The sequence below is a fragment of the Herbaspirillum rhizosphaerae genome (genome assembly GCF_001189965.1).
In the GTDB taxonomy this organism is placed as follows: Bacteria; Pseudomonadota; Gammaproteobacteria; order Burkholderiales; family Burkholderiaceae_D; genus Herbaspirillum; species Herbaspirillum rhizosphaerae.
On sequence record NZ_LFLU01000008.1, the window covers coordinates 211,826 to 232,919 of the forward strand.

Consider the following 21,094-nt stretch of genomic DNA (forward strand, 5'->3'; position numbering starts at 1 on the left):
GAACGCGTTAAGTTGCATGACGATGTGACAAGATGGGCTAGGCAATGCCGACATCGATTTTGGCAAAACGGCGATACACGCCATACAGGATCAGCGTTCCCGTCAGCAGCAGCCCGCCCAGCGCGCAGGCCATGCCCCAGTTGATCGTGGTGTTGATGAAATAGGCGATGAAGTAGCTCACCATCTGCTCGTTGGGGCCGCCCAGCAAGGCCGGCGTGATGTAGTAGCCGCCCGCCATGATGAACACCAGCAACACGCCCGCGCCGATGCCCGGATAGGTCTGCGGCACATACACGCGCCAGAACGCCGCGAACGGATGGCTGCCCAGCGAGATGGCCGCCTTGAGATAGGTCGGCGGCACCGATTTCATGACGCTGTAGAGCGGCAGGATCATGAACGGCAGCAGGATGTGCGTCATCGAGATGTACACGCCGACGCGGTTGAACACCAGCTCCAGCGGCGCCTGCGTCAGGCCGCTGAGCATCAGCGCCGAGTTGACCAGGCCTTCCGATTGCAGCAGCACGATCCAGGCCGCCACGCGCACCAGGATCGAGGTCCAGAACGGGATCAGCACCAGGATCATCAGCAGATTGGCGCGCCGCTCCGGCATGGTTGACAGCCAGTAGGCCAGCGGATAGGCCAGCAGCAGCGTGAACAGGGTCACCATCGCGCTCATCCACAAGGTGCGGCCGAAGATGGAGCGATAGATGGAGGCTTCCGGATCGGCCTGGATGATATCGCCGACGGCGTTTTGCTTTAGGTCCAGCGATGCCAGCAGGTAATAAGGAGAATAGATCGAACCGTTACGGGCGATCACTTGCCAGCTATCGAGCTCGGCCCATTGCGGGTTCAGCGCGATCATGGCTTCCTTGATCTGCGCGGCCTGTGCGGGTTGCGACGGCTGTAATTCCTTGCCGTCGGCGTCATGCAAAGGCAGGGCGCGGGCGGTGCCCATGACCAGCGAACGCGCGCCGGAAAGTTCAGTATTGATACGCCGCGCCAGGGGGCCGGCGGTGCTGTCTTGTTTTGCCTTGAGCAGATCGGCAGCCATGGCGGCATAGGCCTGATCGGGCGGCGGACTCTTGCGATCCCATTTTGCCAGTGCGGCGACGGTGCGCGGTAGCGTCGAAGCGATCTCGGGATTCTCGACCGCGCGCACCAGCAACATCACGATAGGCGCGACAAAGGTCATCATCAGAAAGAGCGCCAGCGGCGCAATCAGGATCAGCGCGCCGAGGCGCTTGCGCGTTCCCGCAAGGCGCAAATCGCGTTTGAGCTGCTGCTGTTGTTGCTGCGGATCGGCTTGCGCCGGGCTTCCGGCTTCTGAAGTGATGGGCATGGCCGCGCTCGGGCTGGTGGCGAGAGTATTCATCGTGACTCTTGATTCTGAATGCTGCCTGACAATGGATGGTCGGACGTCCAGGCGGCAATCGAAGCAAACTGCGCTGCAACTGCCGTCCGGAACGTCCTTGCTAGGTGACTAACCGGCGGGTTGATTCACTTCGCGTCCCGGATCTTACTTGGCAACCCAGGCTGCAAAGCGCTGTTCCAGTTCTTCGCCGTGGTCGGTCCAGAACTGCTGGCTCAGCTGGATCGCATCCTTGGCGTTGGCCGTCGATGTTGGCAGGTTCGACAGCGTCTTCGCATCCAGCAGCTTCAGCGTGTTCTTGTTGACCGGGCCGTAAGCGATATTGTTGGCATAGACCTTCTGGTTCTCGGCATTGGTTGCAAAGGTGATGAACTTCTCGCCCAGCGCCTTGTTCGGCGAACCCTTCGGAATCACCCAGTAATCCAGCGTATAGACGCTGCCGGCCCAGACCACCTTGAGGTTCTTGCCTTCACGCTGCGCGGCGTCGATGCGGCCGTTGAAAGCCGTCGACATCACGACGTCGCCGGACACCAGGAACTGCGCCGGCAACGCGCCTGCTTCCCACCACTGGATATTCGGCTTGAGCTGATCGAGTTTCTTGAAGGCGCGATCGACGCCGCCCTTGGCGCTGAGCACCTTGTAGACATCTTTGGTCGGCACGCCGTCGGCCATCAGTGCGAACTCCAGCGTGTACTGGGCGCCTTTCTTCATGGCGCGTTTGCCGGGGAATTTCTTCACATCCCAAAAGTCCGCCCAGCCTTGCGGCGCGGTCTTGAGCTTGTCGCCGTTGTAGGCCAGCACGGTCGACCAGACGAAGGCGCCCATGCCGCATTCGCTGTTGAGCGATTCAGGGATGTAATCGTCTTTCTTGATGGTCTTGACCAGATCGAGCTTTTCGATCAGGCCGTCTTCACAGGCGCGCGCCAGATCGCCGCCGTCGATTTCCACCACGTCCCAGGTGACTTTCTTGGCTTCGACCATGGCCTTGACCTTGGCCAGTTCGCCGTTGAATTCGGCGGTGACGACCTTGGTGCCGGTGCTCTTCTGGAACGGTTCCACATAGGCGACCTTTTGCGCGTTGGCATTGGCGCCGCCGAAATTGACCACGGTCAGTTCAGCCGCCTGGCTGATGCCGGCCGAGAACAGCAAACCTAAAGCGAGCGGGGAGAGCAGAGCGAGAGTGTGGCGTTTCATGTGTTCCTCTTTGGTTGTGGTTCTTGGTGATGAAAGCAAAAATGAAGAAGCGACGAAAAAGTCAGGCAAACACGCGCAGGCGTTCCGGCGCAATGAGCAGCCCGACATGGCTGCCTTCGGCGAGATCGGCCAGCGCCGGGTCGCTCAGCGACAGCTTGACGAAGCAATCGTCCTGGCCGCTGACGACGCAGCGCACGCGCACGTGGTCGCCGAAATAGATCAGGCCGGCGACGCTGGCCTTGATCAGATTGCCGCTGTCGGGCGCAGACAAGGGCTGCAAACGGATGCGCTCCGGACGCACGCAGGCGACCACGCTTTGGCCGACCGCGGCGCGATGCACGTTCAGGCCGGTCAGCGTTGCCCCATCCGGCAAGCGGATCGTGCAGCGTTCGCCGTCGACCATTTCGACGCTCGCATTGAAACGGTTGTTGTCGCCGATGAAGCTGGCGACGAACTGGTTCTCCGGAAATTCGTACAGGTCTTCCACCGGCGCCAGTTGCTGGATCACGCCCTGGTCGAACACGGCGACGCGGTCCGACATGGTCAGCGCTTCGCTCTGGTCGTGGGTGACGTAGACGAAGGTCACGCCGAGTCGCTTGTGCAGCGCCTTCAGCTCCAGTTGCATGTGTTCGCGCAATTGCTTGTCGAGCGCGCCCAGCGGCTCATCCATCAGCACCAGTTGCGGATCGAACACCAGCGTGCGCGCCAGGGCCACGCGCTGCTGCTGGCCGCCCGACAACTGCGTCGGATAGCGGTCGCCGAACTTGCCCATCTGCACCATGTCCAGCGCCTGCTTGACCTTGGCGGCGCGCGTGATGCTGTCCATCTTGCGCACAGAGAGCGGATAGGCGACGTTCTGCGCAATCGTCATGTGCGGGAACAGCGCGTAGTTCTGGAACACCATGCCGATGTTGCGCTTGTGCGGCGGCACGCGGTTGAGCAGTTGCCCGTCCAGGCGGATCTCGCCGCTGGTCGGATACTCGAAGCCGGCCAGCATCATCAGGCAGGTGGTCTTGCCCGAGCCGGACGGCCCCAGCAAGGTCAGGAACTCGCCGCGGCGAATCTCCAGGTCGAGGTTCTTGACGATCAGGTTTTCACCGTCGTAAGTCTTTTTCACGCCGCAGAACTGCACCAGCGTGTCGGCCGGTTTGACTTGCTCCGGCGCTGTCTCCATCGCATTTGTTCTCATGCTTGCTCTTTCTGGATGTCTTGAAATGAACGCGGAGGTATCCAGGCTCAGGCCTTGGCGGTGTTTGCGTCGGCGATTGCCTGCGCCAGAATGACCAGCGCTTCGTCCATGACGGTATCCGGAATCGTCAGCGGAAACAAGAAGCGAATCACGTTGCCGTAGCTGCCGCAGGTCAGCAGCAGCAAACCGTTTTTCAAGGCATGGGTCTGCACGCGCTTGGCGAAATCGGCATCCGGCTTGTCGGTGCCGGGCTGGACGAATTCCACCGCCACCATCGCGCCGAGTCCGCGCACTTCGCCGATGGTCGGAGTGTTTGCTCCCAGTCCGATCAGGAAATCCTTCAGTGCCGAACCGAGACGCGCGCCGCGCACGACAAGATTTTCTTCCGCGATCACATCCAGCACTGCCAGCGCCGAGGCAACCGCCAGCGGATTGCCGGCATAGGTGCCGCCCAGGCCGCCGGGGGCCGGCGCATCCATCACCTCGGCGCGGCCGCACACCGCTGCCAGCGGCATGCCGCCCGCGAGGCTCTTGGCCATCGTCATCAGGTCGGGCAGGACGTCGTAATGTTCCATTGCAAATAATTTACCGGTACGCGCAAAACCGGTCTGCACTTCATCGGCGATCAGCAGGATGCCGTGCTCGTCGCAGATCTTGCGCAAACCGCGCATGAATTCCGCCGGCGCTGCGTAGAAGCCGCCTTCGCCTTGCACCGGTTCGATAATGATGGCGGCCACACGCTTGGGATCGACATCGCTCTTGAACAAGCCGTTGACGGCCGCCAGCGCGTCGTCGCTGGAGACGCCGTGCAGCGCAGTCGGGAAGGGCGCGTGATACACCTCGCCGGGGAAGGGGCCGAAGCCGAGCTTGTAAGGCGCGACCTTGCCGGTCAGCGCCATGCCCATCATCGTGCGGCCATGGAAGGCGCCCGAGAAGGCGATGACGGCAGAGCGGCCGGTGGCGGCGCGCGCAATCTTGACGGCGTTTTCCACCGCCTCGGCGCCGGTGCTGAAGAGAGCGGTCTTCTTGGCGTGTTCGCCCGGCGTGACGGCGTTGATGCGTTCGGCCAGCTCGACATAGCTCGCATATGGAACGATCTGGTAGGCGGTATGGGTGAAACGCTCCATCTGGGCGCTGATCGCTTCCATCAGTTTGGGATGGCGATGACCGGTGTTCAATACGGCGATGCCGGCGGCGAAGTCGATGTAGCGGCGTCCTTCGACATCCCACAGCTCGGCATTGAGGGCGCGGTCGGCGTAGAAATCGCACATCACGCCGACGCCGCGCGGCGTGGCGGCATTCTTGCGAGCTTGCAGTTCTTTATTGGAGAGGGCTTGCGCCGATGTGACTGGTGTGACGGGGGCGACGCTCTTGAGTGCATTGGATGTCATTGCTTGCTCCGGTATCCGCTTTGGAAAAACTGAAAGAAACTGAGTTGAAGCAATACTAAATCTGCAATGGACCTGTAATATAGAGCCAATTCTAAATATTTGATGGAGCCACTTTGCGCATCGTCTCCTTGTCGGATTATTTGCTGCTACGCGTCAATCGCGCCGCTTCAGGCCAGGGAAGTGCTCGCATCCCGCGTGCACCAATCAATCGTCAGATTTATCAACTGATCCGCGAAGCCATCCTCGCCCAGACTTTGCCGGCCGGCCTGCAACTGCCATCCTCGCGCGACCTCGCAGGCGAACTCGGCATGTCGCGTAACACAGTCACCTACGCCTACGAACAATTGCTGGCCGAGGGTTATCTGGAAAGCCGCGCCGGCGCCGGCACCTTCGTCGCCGACACCGCGCCGGACCAGATTCCCGAGACGGTCGAACGCAACGCGCCGCTCACCGACCCATCCGGCAAGTCGGAACTGTCGGCGCGCGGCGCCATGCTTACGCGCCAGGCCGGCGTCAGCGACAAGCAGTGGGGCGCTTTCATGCCCGGCATTCCGGACGTCACGCAGTTTCCCAGCAAGGTTTGGAGCCGCCTGCAAAACAAGCACTGGCGTCGCTCGCAGGCAGAGATGCTGACTTACGGCCCGGGCGCCGGCTACGGCCCGCTGCGCGAAGCCATCGCCGAATACCTGCGCATCTCGCGCTCGGTCAACTGCAACGCCAGCCAGGTCCTGATCACCACCGGCATCCATCAATCGCTCGACACCGTCGTCAAGCTGCTCGGCGAACACGGCGACTCCGCCTGGATCGAAGACCCGTGTTACTGGGGCACGCGCAGCGTATTGAATTCGCTCGGCATCCAATCGGTGCCGATTCCCGTCGACCAGGAAGGCATGCGCATGCGCCTGGCCAATCTGCGCCGTCCGCCGCGCTTCATCTGCACCACGCCGTCGCATCAATATCCGCTCGGCATGGTCATGAGCCTGTCGCGTCGCCGCATGCTGCTTGAGTACGCCGCCGCCCACAAAGTCTGGATCATCGAAGACGATTACGACAGCGAGTTCCGCTACGGCGGCCGTCCGCTGGCGTCGCTGCAGGGCATGGATACGCACAATCGCGTGCTCTACATGGGCACCTTCAGCAAGATCATGTTTCCCGGCTTGCGAGTCGGTTTTCTGGTGGTGCCGGAAGCGCTGGCTTCAGCCTTCGGCACCGGCATGGCGGAGCTTTACCGCTCAGGACAAGTGTTTCTGCAGGCGACCCTGGCGGACTTCATGGCGGAGGGACATTTCTCATCGCACATCCGCAAGATGCGCGTGCTTTATGCGGAACGTCTACGCTTGTTGCAGCAGGCCATTCATCGCAATTTCGGCGAGCAGATGCATATCACCGGCGGCGAGGCCGGCCTGCATCTCACCGTGTCGCTGCCGCCCGAATGCAATGACAAGCTGGTATGTGAAGACGCGCGCAGGGAGGGCATCATCGTGCGTCCGCTATCGACTTACTACATGTCGCCGAAGACGGCGCGCAGCGGTTTGCTGCTGGGTTACGCCAGCGTGCCGGATGAAGCCATCGGTCCGGCCTTCGACAAACTGGCGCAAGTGATTCGCAAACACGTCTCGTAAAACGAGTGATAAAAATCTCGAATTCCGTGATGCTGCGTATGAGGTATTAAACGTTGATCCAGCGCATTGACGACGATCTTTTTATCGCGCATCCTAGCGACTTCACATAGCCATGCGGCAATTTTTATCGGTGGAGGCGGGGACCTCATCCGGCAATAACGAATTTCTGCCCTAGCAAAAACATACATCATCGTAGAAGCATCGACACCGGTATCTCAACGAGCCGGCATCGCGTGATTAAAATCTTGTTATGGGTCGTCTATGCTCAATGCTGTTGCCGCTCTGTTGACGGCAATTCCTGAAATTGCGCTATTCGCTGCACTGGCCATCGGTTATGGCCTGGGGCAAATCAGATTCGGTCCGATTCAACTGGGCGGCGTATGCGGCACGCTCGTCGCTGCGCTGGCGATCGGGCAGTTGGGCGTAGTGCTCGACGCCCATGTCAAGACCGTTTTCTTCGCACTGTTCATCTTCGCGCTGGGCTTCGCCGGCGGTCCGCAATTCTTCGCCAACCTCAACGCAAAGGGCATGCGTCTCGGCGTGTTCTGCCTGGCCGAAGTCCTGGTGGTGCTTGGCATGGTGCTGGCCGCGACCTACGTGCTGCAGCTCGATCAGGGTACGGCCGCGGGATTGATGGCAGGCGCGGCAACCGAGTCGGCGGTGGTCGGCACGGCGACCGATGCGATCTCAAAACTGGCGCTGCCGGCGACGCAAGTCGCGCAGTTGCAGGCCAACGTCGTCACCGCGTATTCCATCACCTACATCTTCGGCCTCATCACCATTGTCATTGCTACAAGCCAGATTTTTCCGCTGCTGCTGCGCATCGACATGCGCGCCGAAGCGAAAAAACTCTGGGCCGAAATGGGCGGCGGCAATGACGAAGGGGAGAGCGCAATCGTCGCCGTGCCGCATCTGGTCGGGCGGATCTACCGCATCGGCGCAGCCGGCGGACTAAGCGTCGCGGAGATCAACGCCCGGCTCGGTGCAGCTCGAAATCAGGCCGGTATCGTGCGCCTGCGACGGCAGGGACAGGACATCGCCGTCACGCCGGAATTGCAGCTCGCATCCGATGACGAAGTACTGGTCGTCGGCCACCGCAAGCACCTGGTGGACGTCGAGGCCGACGCCTTGCTCGGCGAAGAACTCGCCGGCGCCGCCGGGCTGAACACCGGCCTTCACACGCAGGATGTCGTGATCCGCAACAAGGACTGGCGCGGCCGCTTGCTGCACGAACTGATCTCCGGCTTGCCGCCCAATCTGTACGTCGGCGCGATCCGGCGCGGCGATCAGCAATTGCCGGTTCTGCCTGACGTCCAGTTGCAGCTCAATGACATCGTCCGTCTGTACGCCATTGCACCGACGCATACGGCGGCATTTGCTAAGGTCGTCCCGCTGATCGGCAAAGCGCTTCCTGAGAACCGCCGCAGCAACATCGGCGTGCTGGCGCTGGGGATATCGCTGGGCATCTTCATCGGCGGATTGAGCGTGCGCATCGGCGGCATTCCGTTTTCTGCGGGGACGGGCGGGGGCGCCTTGCTGACCGGGCTGGTGCTCGGATGGTACGCGGCAAAACGGCCGGATCTTCCGACCATCAACAACGACGCCCTGATCCTGCTCAAGGACATCGGCCTGACAACCTTCATCGCCTGCGTCGGCTTGCAGGCAGGTCCGCAAGCGCTGACGCTGATCGCTCATTACGGCCTTACCCTGCCGCTGATCGGCGTTGCCGTGGCGCTTGGCCCTGCGCTGGTGTCGCTGACGATCGGCCGTTTCGTTTTCAGACTGAGTGCGCCGGTCCTGCTCGGCGCGATCGCAGGGCAGCAATGCAGCACGCCGGCATTGAGCGCGATCCAGAACGCCGCGGGCAATTCCACGCCCTTGCTCGGCTACACCATTACCTATGCAATTTCCAATGTCGTGCTGCCGCTGATGGGACCGCTGATTGTCGGTCTGGCAGGGTTGATGATCCGGCATTAAGGCCGGCCCAGGATTTTTTAGTACTGAAAGGTGGTAATCATGGAATGGCTACACCAGTTGTTCGCCCGATCTCCCGAGATCGCATTGTTCTTGTCGCTGGCAGTCGGCTACTACATCGGCAAGATCCAGTTCGGCAAATTCCAGCTCGGCGGCGTGGCCGGTTCCTTGCTGGTTGCCGTGCTGGTCAGCCAGGTCGGCGTTAGCGTCGATCCCGGCGTGAAGTCGGTGCTGTTTGCGCTCTTCATTTACGCTGTCGGCTACGAGAGCGGCCCGCAATTCTTCAACTCGCTCGGCAAGCAATCGATACGCGAAATCATCCTCGCCGCCGTGCTCGCCATCACCGGCCTCGCCACCGTGGTCATCATGGCCAAACTGTTCGGCCTGGACAAAGGACTGGCCGCTGGCGTCGCAGCCGGCGGACTGACGCAATCGGCCATCATCGGCACCGCCGGCGACGCCATCACCAAACTTGGCTTGGCCGCCGATGAAGTCAAACGGCTGCAAGGCAACGTTGCCGTCGGTTATGCCGTGACTTATGTATTCGGCTCGTTCGGCGCGATCCTGGTGTGCGTCAACTTGCTGCCCAAACTGATGGGCCGCAGCATCAAGGAAGACGCGGTGCGCGCCGAAGCCGCCATGCAGGAGGGCGTGCAAGTCCTCGCGCCCGGCCAGCAAGCCGCCGCGCCGGACCTGGTCGGGCGGATCTACCAGATCGGCGACCACACCGACCTCAGCATCGGGCAACTGGAAAAGGAGCACGCCGCCCACGGCATCACCATCGAGCGCCTCAAGCGCGACGGCAAGATCATCGAAGTCGCACCGGAGCTGGCGCTGCAAGCCGGCGACATCGTGCTTGCGGTAGGCCGCAGGCAGGCGATGATCAACGTGGAGCCGATTTTCAGCAAGGAGCTGTATGGCGTCGAAGGCATGGAGCTGACCATGGAACGCCGCGACATCGTGCTCTCCAACAAGGAGTATCACAACCGCACGGTCGGCGACATCCGCAGCAATACCTCGCTGCAGGTGCGCCACGGTATTTACGTCGTGCAGCTCATGCGCATGGGCAAGGTGTTGCCGCTGCAGGAAAAAACCATCGTCCAGGTCGGCGACGTGGTCTCGGTGTTCGGTTCCGAGCAAGACGTCAAACGCGTGTCTTCGCTGATCGGTTACGTCATCGTGCCCAGCGCAAAAACCGACTTCGTCTACCTCGGCGCCGGTCTGGTGGTTGGCCTGTTGGTCGGTTTGCTGACGGCGCGCATCGGCTCGATTCCCCTGACGCTCGGCAGCGGCGGCGGGGCGCTGTTGTCCGGCTTGCTGTTCGGCTGGCTGCGGGCCAAGCGCCAGACCTTCGGCGCGATGCCCAGCGGCGCGGTGCAGATCCTGAAGGATCTCGGCCTGGCCGGCTTTGTCGTGGTGGTTGGCTTGTCGTCCGGATTGCAGGCGGTGCAGACCGTCAAGGAACAGGGGCTGACGTTGTTCGGCGTCGGCGTGGTCGTCACGGTGCTGCCGCTGATCCTGACCATGCTGATCGGCCGCTACATCCTGCGCTACGACAACACGGCAGTGTTTGCCGGCGCGCTCAGCGGCTCGCGCAGCGCCAATCCGGCGTTCGGCGAAGTGCTGGACAAGGCCGAGAACGCCATCCCCACGGTTCCCTTCGCCATCACCTATGCGCTGGCCAATGTCTTCCTGACCTTGCTGGGGCCGCTGATCGTGGCGCTGGTGTAGCCGGGACGGATCATCGTTTTTGCATTGCAGTTTCACACCTATTTTTCGCCGCTGGCACAGGGCATTGTTTTAAGAAAAAGGAGCAGCACCATGGATTTTAGCGACCCAGAAAAACTTTCCCTGTTGAGCCCATTCGAGCTCAAAGACGCGTTGATACAGACCGCGCTCCAAAGCAACAAACTCATGCTCAATGCCGGCCGCGGCAATCCCAATTTCCTCGCCACCACGCCGCGCCACGGTTTCTTCCAGTTCGGCCTGTTCGCCATGACCGAAGCAGAGCGTTCCTACATCTACATGGACGGCGTCGGCGGCTTTCCGAAGCGCGACGGTATCGAAGCGCGCTTTGAACTGTTCGCCAAGAGCAATGCCGGCGTGCCCGGCATCCGGTTCATCGAGGCCGCCGTGTCCTATGTGCGCGACCAGCTCGGCATGTCGGCGGGCGACTTCATCTACGAAATGTGCGAAGCCATCCTCGGCTGCAACTATCCGGTGCCGGACCGCATGTTGCGCATGACCGAACGCATCGTCGGCAATTACCTGCACAAGGAGATGATCGGCACGCATCCCTTCGTCGGCCATTTCGACATGTATGCGGTGGAGGGCGGCACCGCGGCGATGACCTACCTGTTCGGCAGCCTCAAGGCCAATCACGTCATCAAGGAAGGCGACACCATCGCCCTCGGCATGCCGATCTTCACGCCTTACATCGAGATCCCGCACCTGGCGGAATTCAATCTGGTCGAGCTCGTCATCGATGCGCCGCAATCCAATAACTGGCAATACACCAAGAAAGAACTCGACAAGCTGCTCGACCCCAAGGTCAAGGCCTTCTTCCTGGTCAATCCGAGCAATCCGCCTTCGGTCAAGATCGACGACAAGACGCTGGCCTACATCGCCGAGATCGTCAAGAAGCGCCCGGACCTGATCATCCTCACCGACGACGTCTACGCCACCTTCGCCGACAACTTCACCTCGCTGTTTGCGATCTGCCCGTACAACACCATCCTGGTGTATTCCTTCTCCAAATACTTCGGCGCCACCGGCTGGCGCATGGGCGTGGTCGCGACGCACAAGCAAAACGTGATCGACGAACTGATCGCCAAACTGCCGGAGAAAACCGCGCTCCAGCTCGACGAGCGCTACAGCTCCATCACCACCGCGCCGCGCACGATCAAGTTCATCGACCGCCTGGTCGCCGACAGCCGCACCGTCGCGCTCAATCACACGGCCGGCCTGTCGACGCCGGTGCAGGCGCAAATGAGCCTGTTCTCGCTGTTTTCCCTGATGGACGAGGCCGGCAACTACAAGGCCGAAATGAAGCGCATCGTCCTGCGCCGCAAGGAAGCCCTGTACCGCGAACTCGGCCTGCCCATGCCCTACGACGCCAACTCGGTGCGCTACTACCATTTGCTCGACATGGAGTTGCTGGCCGCGCAGATGCACGGCGAAGAGTTTTCCAAATGGCTGCTCAAGCGGATGAAACCCAACGAGGCCTTGTTCCGCCTGGCCGAAGAAACCGGCGTCATCCTGCTGCCCGGCAAAGGCTTCGGCGCAACCCATCCGTCCGGCCGCGTCTCGCTGGCCAATCTCAACGAATACGACTATGCCAACATCGGCCGCGCGATCCGGAAGATGGCGTCGGAGTATTTCGCCTTGTTTGAGGAAGAAAAGGGCGGAGGGAAGGGGAAGAGCAGGACGAAAGCCAAGCTTGCCAAGGTTAAACGATAAGCTGGAAATTGTCGGATTGAGAGTAAAAAGCCCGCTTTTAGCGGGCTTTTTTTATGCACGGCGCATGTTCAGGGCACTCCTGCCTCAACATTCAAAGATGCGTGGGAGGATGTTTTATTGTCGTTAAAAATAATGGGAGGATTCGGCTTCTCCTCATCCATTTGAATGATGTTTGACCAAGATATTTCATGAATACTCCAATAGCACTGGAATCTTCGTCCGAAGAGCCATCCAGATAGCGCGACGGCTATCCCGATACCAGCTCTTGCATCGACACTTCCTTGGCTCATATTTGTACGTAAAACAAATTAGATTGGGGAATATATGAGAAGAAATAAATTTGCGATATCAGGTATTTTCATCATTTTCATATTGTCCGGATGCCAGAATTTAAGGCCGCTTCCAGTGCGCGAGCCGACTCCGACGGTAGATGTGATCGATCCACAAACGCTACATGTGACCAAAGTTCGTAGAGAACCGGATGGATTGCAAGGGGGATTGATACCCGCCAAAGACCTTTTGGAGGCGAAGAAAAACGTAAAAATCTATTCTGATTTTTATAACCAAGCGTTCGTCGAGTTAAAACAATCTTCATATTCCATCGACGACACAACTTTCCTCGGCGGCCTTCTTGGCGTTATTGGAGGAGTCGCAAAATCAGTAGAGACAGCCGCAACGGGAGGTGTCATTGCGGCAGGCGGATCGGTAGTTTCTTCAAGATATAGCTTGGAAGTTCAAGCTGCGAACTATCGAAGTGCTTATACGGCAATGCGTTGCATGTGGCGAAAAATCTCAGTTGTTTCTGATAGTGAAGTCAAAGGTGCTGAGGTTGCAGCCGCGACAAACGAGTTGATAGATTCGATACGAGAAAAACTTAGGGATCTTCAAGCCGACATTAAGCTTGTGTCGCCAGATTTAAGCAATTTGAAGAATGCATTGGAACAGTACAGAAGTGCGCCAACTTTTGTCAGATCGGGAGCAATGGAATTTACGAGTGGAACGTCCGAGGTTGGAAACACCGCATCACTTATTTCGGATTTGAAAACCTGTGTCGCAGCATTCAGTTCTTGAATTGAGATGTCTACTGGAGAAATTCGATGAACGAAGAAGAACGCAATGCAAGAAATAATGCTCGCTTGCAGGAGCTCTACCCTACATTCAGGGCAAGGATTGCGAAGGTAATTAATCTTATGGAGCAAGTCAATTTTCGTCCGCGTATTCAAGATGCGTGGCGTTCTCCCGAAGACCAGATCGTGACTTCCGGCTCCACCTTGCGCCCCATTGCACACAATTCAATTCATGTATTGAAGCTGTTTCCATGAACGAAGTTATCTTTCATCGGTTTCATCGGCAACGTTTCATCTTTGTAAGCTCACACGCCTTCACGCATTGATTGGCAGTGAGGAGTACTATGTCTCCGAGCATTAAAATTGGGCAAGGCCAATGCACCGACGTGATTTGCCGGCAATGAAACGGAGATGACAAAGTGAGTGACAAACGTGTAACGCCGGTTCGTCCGATTCAGTCAGTCGACGCGGTTGAACCGACTTGTTTCAGAAAGACGTATTTCGAACAACTCCATTACTGGAAGGAGATGTCCGATCAATATGCACAAAAGCGTAAGGCCAGAGAGGCAGGAATGTCATATAAAGAAATTCTATCCGCAGCCAAAACGGCGAAGGAAGGCTCGTAGTCTAGCCGAACGTCCAGTCTGCAAACTCAAGCAAGACGCCAGATGCAGGCAACGCCAATGCAAGTCTGTCGCTATCTTCCAGCACCGGAAAACCAAGCGTGCGAGCCCGGGTCGAAATAAAACTACGATCGCCGCCACGAAAACGAATCGCCGCAAAAAATGCATCGCGTTGCGGCGCGTGCGCAGCGAGTTCACCGAACCGTTCCGGCAAACTGCCAGCATCCGCAAACTCCAACGCGAAATCCGTCCCCCAACGGCCCATGCGGCCATAGTCCGCTGCAGCCTGTACAGGATCCTTGTCCACCACCACCATGCCGGCAATGCCGGTGACGCCATTCGGATGCACCATCCATTCCGGTCGCCAGACCAGCTCAGGCGTGAGATGGCGGCAGGCATACACGCGACCTGCCGCAAATTGCCCGGGCAGCAGGCGGACCGTGGAAAACCGCGCATCAACCGCGGCGCCATCGACATCGACAGGCCGTGAAAAATGCTGCACCGGCTGCGCCTTCAGCCCCATGGCAATCCAATCGTCGTGACAGGCTTGCACATCCTCCACGGCATAGACCAGACCGTCGATGCCTACCGGGCTGTCGAGGATTTCCTGGCGCACTTTGTCGCTGTCGCGCGGCTGGCCGATCAGCTCAAGATAACCGCCGGCCAGCACCACCAGATGATTGACCGATCCGAGGGTGTGGTAGCCGCGCGGGGTGATGGTGAAGCCCAGGCTTTCCAATAGTGTTTGGGCGGCGTCGATTTCGTAGTGGGTGTTGATGACCAGGTGATCTAGTGCGGCGGGGTTTTGATTAATGAGAGATGGCATTTGGATAGTGGAACAATTCATGAAGGGTAACGCTGAGATGAGCACAAGGGATTTTACTATTTCGCATTCATGGTCCTGGCGCTCGAGGCTCGCTGTTGCGCAGCGCTCATCTGGTAAAACCGACAAAATGGCAATTCATCGCAAGCAGCGATTGTCCGTCAACGTGAGCAAATATAAACCTCTCTCCCGGAGGTTTTTTTTCGTCCTCATGCGGAAGGGACAGAGGACGGTCATGTTTATCAGCGCAAAAAACATACTCGGAAGTTTGATTAAATTCAAAAGATACCCGGCACGATTCACTGCAAATACGGAAAGAAAGGCTGCCGTCGTAATTCCATTATTTGCAGCAAACAGATTATTCAAAATTATTCTAAGAAAAGTACGTAACTTTTGTTGCATTTTGCATGATATTGGGCAACTATCCCTCTCCTAGTAATGAGAATAATTGTTATTTTCATTATTGTTTGTGAGGAGATAAGCCGTGTCGTCAGACCGTGCAGGTACGGATTTATGTGCCGAATTTATCGCTTGCCGGAGCCAGTTGCGGGACGCGGCCGCACGCATCCTGGGCAGCCGCGAGCGCGCCGAGGATGTGATCCAGGATGCGTACTTCAAGATTGTCGAAGTGTCCGCCGCGAATGAGATCCGGGAGCCGGTTGCTTTTTTGTTTCAGGTGGTTCGCAACCTTGCCATCGACCGGCAGCGCCGCCTGTCGATGGAGTCGGTTTTCTTTGCCGAAGAAGACGAGGGGATGCAAGTCTCTTCCGGCGCTTCCGGACCGGAAGCCACCGTCATTTCACGAGAAACCCTGGCACGCGTCGCTGCCGCGCTGGCGACGCTGCCCGCGCGCACTCTCAGCGCGTTTGAAATGCACCGGCTCGATGGCTGCACGCAAAAGGAAGTGGCGGAAAAATTGGGCGTCTCCACGACGCTCGTCAATTTCATGATTCGCGACGCCTTGAATTGTTGTCGGGAGATCATGTTGTAAGGGCATCGGACTCAACCCGGCTCAACACGATTGCACGTGCCCGCGCCAGATGCGTGCGGCGGACAAAAAATATTTTATAAAAAAACGTCGATCTCACTAAATTTGTGCGCACTTGAATCGTCATGTAATGAGAGTGATTCTTATTTGCGTGGCGAGACAAACCTGCACAGCATTTCATGCAGACATCACGCTGGATTCTTCCTGGTGTTACGGCGTCAGGATTGATTCGGCTCAGTGCTGCCGCGCAGGTGGTGATGGGCGCGTCAAACATGGATTCATGTAGTCGTTACAAAAGGAGATGCGATGAGCTGGGACGATGCAAACGCAAGATTCAAGGTAGTCATCAATCACGAGGAGCAGTACTCGATCTGGCCGTCGTACAAGGCCGGTTTGCCTGGCGGATGGCGCGAAGCAGGGAAGGAAGGCAACAAGGAAGAGTGCCTGGCTTATATCGACACGCACTGGGTCGATATGCGGCCGCTCAGCTTGCGCAAGGCCATGGAGGAACAAGGACGTGCGGCAGGGAGCGGCAATTTATCGTCATGAGCGAAGCTGCCGTGAATCTCTTCTGCCTGCCTTACGCCGGCGCCGGCGCTGCGGTGTTTCGTGAATGGCGTGCGAAATTTCCGGCCTGGATCAATCCGATCCCCTTGCATCTGCCGGCACGCGGAATACGTCAGCAGATGGCGCCGATCCACCAATGGCCGCCTTTGATCGATTTGTTGATGGCGGATGTCATGCCGCATCTCGATCGTCCGTTTGCCATCTTCGGGCACAGCATGGGAGCACTGATCGCCGTGGAACTGGCGCACGCCATCCGCGCGCGGTTGCAGCAGACGCCGATCCTGTTGTGCGCGTCTGCCTGCGAAGCGCCGTCGCATCGGCAATGGAACGATGGCTGGCTCAGTTGCTCGCGCGACGACTTGCTGTCTGAGTTGCAGAGCCTCAACAGCACACTCGACGACTTGCTGGCGAACGAAGAATTCATGGCGCTCGTGTTGCCGATGATACGCGCCGATTTTCATCTGTGCGGCACCTATCGGCGGCGAGAACGGGCGCCGCTGGCGTCGCAGTTGCTGGTGCTGGCCGGACGCCGCGACAAGCCCCACTTGTGCGATCCGGAATTGCTGCGTTCCTGGTCGTCCGAAGTCAGCGGCGTGTGCCGCACGGAGATCCTCGACGGCGATCATTTCTTCATGAACTCTCATCGGCAAGAGGTAGTGGATCGCCTCGTTGCCGCGCTGTCTGATGCGAGCATCGCAAACCGTTGCGCCCTCGTGTAATTCATCCCTATTTTCCAGGAGATTGCCTGTGGAACAATTTGCAGCAGCACCTTTATCCGCGCCATTATTTGCGCCTTTATTTGATTTTGCGCCGCACAAGCCGCAGCGCGAAGAAATGCTCGGCCTGATCCGGGAATTCGCTTCGCACGATGCTTTCCGCAGCGCAGTGGTGGACGAGCTGGAGCTGGACGAAGATTTTTACCGCCGCCCGTTGCGGCCGGAAGATCTCGATTTCCTCAAGTTCCAGAAACCGGTCTCTGCGGAAACCGTCAGCCGCCTGCCGTCGCTGGCAAGCAACCGCCTCCTGCTCAGCATCAACGAACTGGGCATTGCGCGCATGCCGCGCAGCGGCGATGCGCAAGAGATGGCGCGCTTCACCGCGTTTTACAGCGACGCCAATCAGGTGCTGGCGCAACGGATACGACCGTTCCTGGAGAACTACGCATTCAACTACCTGGCCGGCGACGACGGCGCCGGGGAGGGAACGGTGGAGAGCAGCATGCGCCTGCAGGCATTGCTGGATGTCGAGCGGGAGCACTGGGACGATTTGTTCGCCATGCTGATCCGCAACAACTATCTGGAGCAAGGCCTCAAATTCATCCTGGTGCAGCGCTGGAGCCTGGGCACGTCCAGACATGCGGCGCTCGCACGCGCCGCCTCGTCGGCATATTTTTCCGCTGTGCCGCAAGAAGACTGGCCGGTCTTCAACGGCAAGTCGCCGCATGAAGGTTTGCTCAACGAAGTCGCGCGCCATTGCGGCGTATCCCGCAGGTCGCATTCGTATTGGCAATTCTATCTGCCGACCAGCCTGGCCAAGGTCAATCTGCTGTATGCGCTGGGCTCGCGTCCCGACCGGGCCTTCGCACTGCTGGGCGCGGCCTTCGCTGCCGAAGCGGAATCGATCGCCTTCGTCGCGGCGCTGCTCAAGGCGTGTCCGCATCTGTCGCGCCTGGGCGGGATCAAGGCTGCCGATTCCAGGCATTCAGCGATCGGCCTGGTCGAGCGTTTCGGACGGGCCCACGCAGCGCTGACGCAGCGTTACGGTGCCGCCGGCACGGACCGCGTGGCCCAGGGGCTGACCGCCGGCATTCGCCTGGCCGAACGCGGCCGCTGGGACCTCGGCGAGCAATTGCGCTGGCTGTCGTCGATCGAACGCTATTGCGACTGGGCGCACGTGATTGACCGGCGCATCCAGGCCGAGTGTCCCGAAATCGACAGGGAAACCTTTGTCGAGCCGCGCGAGATGTGTTCCACCACGCATGTGCACAACGACCATCGACTGGTCGTGATCGAAAGCGGCGACATGATCTTCTGGGGCAACCTCGGCATGCAACTGTCGATGACCGTCGGCGACATGGTGCTGATTCCCGATGGCCGTTTGCACGGATCGACCGTGGTGTCGGAAGAGTGCACGTATCACCAGCCGATCATCCCCAACGAATGGATCGCCGACCTGCTGTCGGAAACCGCCATCAGGCAGCCGGAGCAGCAGGCCCTGGCCACCGGCACGGCCTGACCCGGCGCCGGCTGTTGCTGCCGGCATCAATCATTCGCACTGATTTCGCGATCAGTCATCGCCCATGGCGACATCAAGGACAGAACGGAGCCCAGCATGCCGTTGAACGGAAGCAAAAACATCGATGTCTCGGAGAGCGCAGACGAGGTCCTGGACTGGCGCCGGCGCATCATTCTCGGCGGCGATATCGGCAATGTGGATTTCCCCGACTGGCTGGTCAGCTCTTACCAGACGCTGCGCACCCAGGTGATCAATCCGGCTTATCCCTGCTTTTTCGGAACCCAGGCGGAGAAGCGTGGCGAGATGTTTTACTCCTACGTCGCCGGCGACGACATCGCGCTGCTGCCGCAAACCATGGCCAAGTTCGCCGAGTTGTCGGTACAGCCGGAGTACCAGAAAAACAATATCGCGATCTTCTTTGAACCGGATCCTGAGCCGCTCACGCATGCGCAATATCACCAGCGCTTCTGGAACATCCTGCAATATCTGCACGATCAGGACAACGATCCTTCTGCCGACTACCATCCGGATCCGTCCGACCCGGCCTGGGAATTCACGTTCGCTGCCCTGGAAATGTTCGTGGTCTGCGCCTGCCCGTCGTTCCGGGCGCGCCACAGCCGCAACCTGGGGCCGGGCATGGTGCTGCTGTTCCAGCCGCGCAGCGTGTTCGTCGACAAGGTCACCAATCGCGTGATCGGTGTCCAGGCCCGCAATGAAGTGCGTCGCCGCCTGCTGAAATGGGACGACATTCCGGCGCATCCCGATCTGGGCTTTTACGGCGACCCGGGCAACCTGGAATGGAAGCAGTATTTCCTGCCCGACGAAAACACGCCCGCGCTCGACAAATGTCCATTCCTGAGCCGCATGGCGCCGGCTCCGCAGGTGTCGGACATCCATCACGGTCCCGTCATCATTCCCAATTTTGCGCAGGACGCGTTCAACGAATCCGATCGTCAATAGACGGATTCTTGCCGGTGAAAAATCCTGCACGGTCGGGGCCCGGCCATCCGTCCTGACATTGGCAGCAACAGCACATCTTGAGAATCAGGAGAGTCACACAATGAGTGAGGTATTGACGCAATCGCCCGATGAGCTGCTGGCGGTATCGCGTGCCTACGTCGCGTTGTCGGCGGACAAACGCAAGGCATTTCGCGCGAGAATCAGGGCCAAGGGCATCGATGCCTCACGACTGCCGATTGTGCCGTTTCCGGCGCGCGGTACGCGCTTGCCGCTGTCGCATGCGCAGGAACGGCTGTGGTTCTTGTGGCGGCTGGATCCGGGCAGCGCGGCCTACAATATTTCCGGCGCGGTGCGTATCGAGGGCGAACTGGATGTCGCCGACGTGCGCCTGGCGCTGGAACAGATGGTCGCGCGTCATGAAAGCCTGAGAAACACCTTCCTGGAAGAGGATGACGCGATCTGGCAGACGGTCGGCCAGACCGGCTACGGCTACGGCTGGAGCGAGCTTGCACAACCGGCGGCCGGCGGGCGCATCGAAGACTTGCTGCTGGAGCTGGCGCGAAAACCTTTCGATCTGATTGAGGGGCCCCTGTTGCGCGTGACGCTGATCCGATGCGCGGCGCAGGAGCACGTGCTGCATTTTTCCATGCATCACATCATCTCGGACGGCTGGTCGATGGACGTGCTGAACAAGGAGTTCAGCGAGGCTTACCGCGCCGCCCGCAGCGGCGCCGCGGCATCGCTGTCGTCGTTGCCGATCCAGTACGGCGACTACACCTTGTGGCAACGCGACTGGGTCGACGCCGAAGCGATGGACAAGCAATTGCGGTTTTGGCGGGAACGTCTGGGCAGCACCCAGGCGGTGCTGGAATTGCCGCTCTCGCGAATGCGCACCGGCATGCGCACCGGCGAGGGCGGCCGCGAAGAACGCTTGCTCGCGCCCGAATTGCTGGCGCAGTTGCGCGCGCTCGCACAGCAGCACGACGCCAGCCTGTTCATGCTGTTGCTGGCCGCTTACGACATCTTGCTGGCGCGCTACAGCGGCCAGCAAGACATCCGTATCGGCGTGCCTGCCGCCGGACGCGAGCGGCTTGAGACTGCGCCGCTGATCGGCTTTTTTGTCAATACGCTGGTCATCCGCAGCGAGCTTGAGGGGATGGTCACGTTCGGCCAGTTGCTTGCGCATGTGCGCGAGCGGGTGCTGGAGGCGCACGCGCATCAGGATCTGCCGTTTGCCCGCCTGGTGGATGCATTGCAGCCGGAACGCAGCCTTAGCCACAGCCCCTTGTTCCAGGCCATGTTCAATTTTTCCGTGGTCAGCGACGAAGACATGGCCTTGCCCGGCTTGCGGGTGTCGCGGCTGCAGGGCGCGATCGAGACTTCGCGTTTCGACCTGGTGCTCAATGTGGTCGACGCTCCCGTGCCGGTGGTGGCGTTCAATTATTCCAACGACGTCCTCGATGCGCCGGTGATCCGTCGCCTGCTGGGACACTATGTCGAAATACTCACCCAACTGGCTGCGCATGGCGGGATGCTGCCGCTGGGCTCGCTGCACCTGAGCCCGGAGCGGAAACCGGAGAATGCCCGTGCCGATTACCCCTTCATCCCGGTCGCGCAACGCATCAGCGAGCGC

17 protein-coding genes are annotated in these 21,094 nt (G+C 59.5%); 12 read left to right on the forward strand and 5 right to left on the reverse strand.

Features of this window, described 5'->3' with window-relative positions:
• Positions 1–37: 37 nt before the first annotated feature.
• The 4 genes from AKL25_RS13515 to gabT form a co-directional block, all read right to left on the reverse strand.
• Complete coding sequence (locus tag AKL25_RS13515; protein WP_050478182.1) at positions 38–1,372, reverse strand: ABC transporter permease; 1,335 nt, start codon at positions 1,370–1,372, stop codon at positions 38–40.
• A gap of 144 nt (positions 1,373–1,516) precedes the next feature.
• A complete protein-coding gene (locus tag AKL25_RS13520; RefSeq protein ID WP_050478183.1) occupies positions 1,517–2,563 on the reverse strand; it encodes an ABC transporter substrate-binding protein in 1,047 nt (348 codons plus the stop codon).
• Between the two features lie 61 nt (positions 2,564–2,624).
• Entirely contained in the window at positions 2,625–3,752 is a 1,128-nt protein-coding gene (locus AKL25_RS13525; RefSeq protein ID WP_050478184.1) for an ABC transporter ATP-binding protein, read from the reverse strand.
• Between the two features lie 47 nt (positions 3,753–3,799).
• Complete coding sequence (gene gabT, locus AKL25_RS13530) at positions 3,800–5,143, reverse strand: 4-aminobutyrate--2-oxoglutarate transaminase (RefSeq protein ID WP_050478185.1); 1,344 nt, start codon at positions 5,141–5,143, stop codon at positions 3,800–3,802.
• A 113-nt stretch (positions 5,144–5,256) separates the two neighbouring features.
• On the opposite strand from gabT, the gene pdxR reads away from it, so the two are divergent.
• From pdxR to AKL25_RS24230, 6 genes are all read left to right on the forward strand, one after another.
• Positions 5,257–6,765: a MocR-like pyridoxine biosynthesis transcription factor PdxR gene (gene pdxR, locus AKL25_RS13535; RefSeq protein ID WP_050478186.1), complete on the forward strand. Its 1,509-nt coding sequence runs from the start codon at positions 5,257–5,259 to the stop codon at positions 6,763–6,765.
• 261 nt (positions 6,766–7,026) lie between these two features.
• Entirely contained in the window at positions 7,027–8,742 is a 1,716-nt protein-coding gene (gene aspT / locus AKL25_RS13540) for an aspartate-alanine antiporter (RefSeq protein ID WP_050478187.1), read from the forward strand.
• A gap of 39 nt (positions 8,743–8,781) precedes the next feature.
• Positions 8,782–10,470 (forward strand): aspartate-alanine antiporter, encoded by a 1,689-nt coding sequence (gene aspT / locus AKL25_RS13545; protein ID WP_050478189.1) that lies wholly within the window; start codon positions 8,782–8,784, stop codon positions 10,468–10,470.
• 90 nt (positions 10,471–10,560) lie between these two features.
• The gene (locus AKL25_RS13550; RefSeq protein ID WP_050478190.1) at positions 10,561–12,198 is read left to right on the forward strand and encodes a bifunctional aspartate transaminase/aspartate 4-decarboxylase; all 1,638 of its coding nucleotides are present in this window, start codon (positions 10,561–10,563) and stop codon (positions 12,196–12,198) included.
• Positions 12,199–12,522: 324 nt separating this feature from the next.
• A complete protein-coding gene (locus AKL25_RS24225) occupies positions 12,523–13,269 on the forward strand; it encodes a hypothetical protein (protein ID WP_157050639.1) in 747 nt (248 codons plus the stop codon).
• A 26-nt stretch (positions 13,270–13,295) separates the two neighbouring features.
• Entirely contained in the window at positions 13,296–13,520 is a 225-nt protein-coding gene (locus AKL25_RS24230) for a M15 family metallopeptidase domain-containing protein (RefSeq protein WP_157050640.1), read from the forward strand.
• A gap of 372 nt (positions 13,521–13,892) precedes the next feature.
• Here the strand turns inward: AKL25_RS24230 and AKL25_RS13555 are convergent, their stop codons facing one another.
• On the reverse strand, positions 13,893–14,735 hold the full coding sequence (locus tag AKL25_RS13555) for a VOC family protein (RefSeq protein WP_050478191.1): 843 nt from the start codon (positions 14,733–14,735) through the stop codon (positions 13,893–13,895).
• Positions 14,736–15,195: 460 nt separating this feature from the next.
• Here AKL25_RS13555 and AKL25_RS13560 point away from each other — a divergent pair, with 460 nt between their 5' ends.
• From AKL25_RS13560 to AKL25_RS13585, 6 genes are all read left to right on the forward strand, one after another.
• Positions 15,196–15,702 carry an RNA polymerase factor sigma-70 gene (locus AKL25_RS13560; protein WP_050478192.1) on the forward strand — a complete coding sequence of 169 codons (507 nt, stop codon included), beginning with the start codon at positions 15,196–15,198 and terminating at the stop codon, positions 15,700–15,702.
• A 303-nt stretch (positions 15,703–16,005) separates the two neighbouring features.
• Entirely contained in the window at positions 16,006–16,248 is a 243-nt protein-coding gene (locus AKL25_RS13565) for an MbtH family protein (RefSeq protein ID WP_050478193.1), read from the forward strand.
• Positions 16,245–16,985: a thioesterase II family protein gene (locus tag AKL25_RS13570; protein WP_050478194.1), complete on the forward strand. Its 741-nt coding sequence runs from the start codon at positions 16,245–16,247 to the stop codon at positions 16,983–16,985. The genes AKL25_RS13565 and AKL25_RS13570 overlap by 4 nt, the downstream gene beginning before the upstream one ends.
• A 28-nt stretch (positions 16,986–17,013) precedes the next feature.
• Positions 17,014–18,501: a cupin domain-containing protein gene (locus AKL25_RS13575; protein WP_050478195.1), complete on the forward strand. Its 1,488-nt coding sequence runs from the start codon at positions 17,014–17,016 to the stop codon at positions 18,499–18,501.
• A gap of 96 nt (positions 18,502–18,597) precedes the next feature.
• A complete protein-coding gene (locus AKL25_RS13580) occupies positions 18,598–19,461 on the forward strand; it encodes a YqcI/YcgG family protein (protein ID WP_050478196.1) in 864 nt (287 codons plus the stop codon).
• A 100-nt stretch (positions 19,462–19,561) separates the two neighbouring features.
• Positions 19,562–21,094: condensation domain-containing protein (locus AKL25_RS13585; RefSeq protein ID WP_240475736.1), on the forward strand; the 1,533-nt coding region annotated here is incomplete at its 3' end.

Coding starts and splice junctions, on each gene's coding strand:
- AKL25_RS13515 (WP_050478182.1), bottom strand. CDS start 1,372: ATGAATACTCTCGCCACCAGCCCGAGCGCGGCCATGCCCATCACTTCA.
- AKL25_RS13520 (WP_050478183.1), bottom strand. CDS start 2,563: ATGAAACGCCACACTCTCGCTCTGCTCTCCCCGCTCGCTTTAGGTTTG.
- AKL25_RS13525 (WP_050478184.1), bottom strand. CDS start 3,752: ATGAGAACAAATGCGATGGAGACAGCGCCGGAGCAAGTCAAACCGGCC.
- gabT (WP_050478185.1), bottom strand. CDS start 5,143: ATGACATCCAATGCACTCAAGAGCGTCGCCCCCGTCACACCAGTCACA.
- aspT (WP_050478187.1), top strand. CDS start 7,027: ATGCTCAATGCTGTTGCCGCTCTGTTGACGGCAATTCCTGAAATTGCG.
- aspT (WP_050478189.1), top strand. CDS start 8,782: ATGGAATGGCTACACCAGTTGTTCGCCCGATCTCCCGAGATCGCATTG.
- AKL25_RS13550 (WP_050478190.1), top strand. CDS start 10,561: ATGGATTTTAGCGACCCAGAAAAACTTTCCCTGTTGAGCCCATTCGAG.
- AKL25_RS24225 (WP_157050639.1), top strand. CDS start 12,523: ATGAGAAGAAATAAATTTGCGATATCAGGTATTTTCATCATTTTCATA.
- AKL25_RS24230 (WP_157050640.1), top strand. CDS start 13,296: ATGAACGAAGAAGAACGCAATGCAAGAAATAATGCTCGCTTGCAGGAG.
- AKL25_RS13555 (WP_050478191.1), bottom strand. CDS start 14,735: ATGAATTGTTCCACTATCCAAATGCCATCTCTCATTAATCAAAACCCC.
- AKL25_RS13565 (WP_050478193.1), top strand. CDS start 16,006: ATGAGCTGGGACGATGCAAACGCAAGATTCAAGGTAGTCATCAATCAC.
- AKL25_RS13570 (WP_050478194.1), top strand. CDS start 16,245: ATGAGCGAAGCTGCCGTGAATCTCTTCTGCCTGCCTTACGCCGGCGCC.
- AKL25_RS13580 (WP_050478196.1), top strand. CDS start 18,598: ATGCCGTTGAACGGAAGCAAAAACATCGATGTCTCGGAGAGCGCAGAC.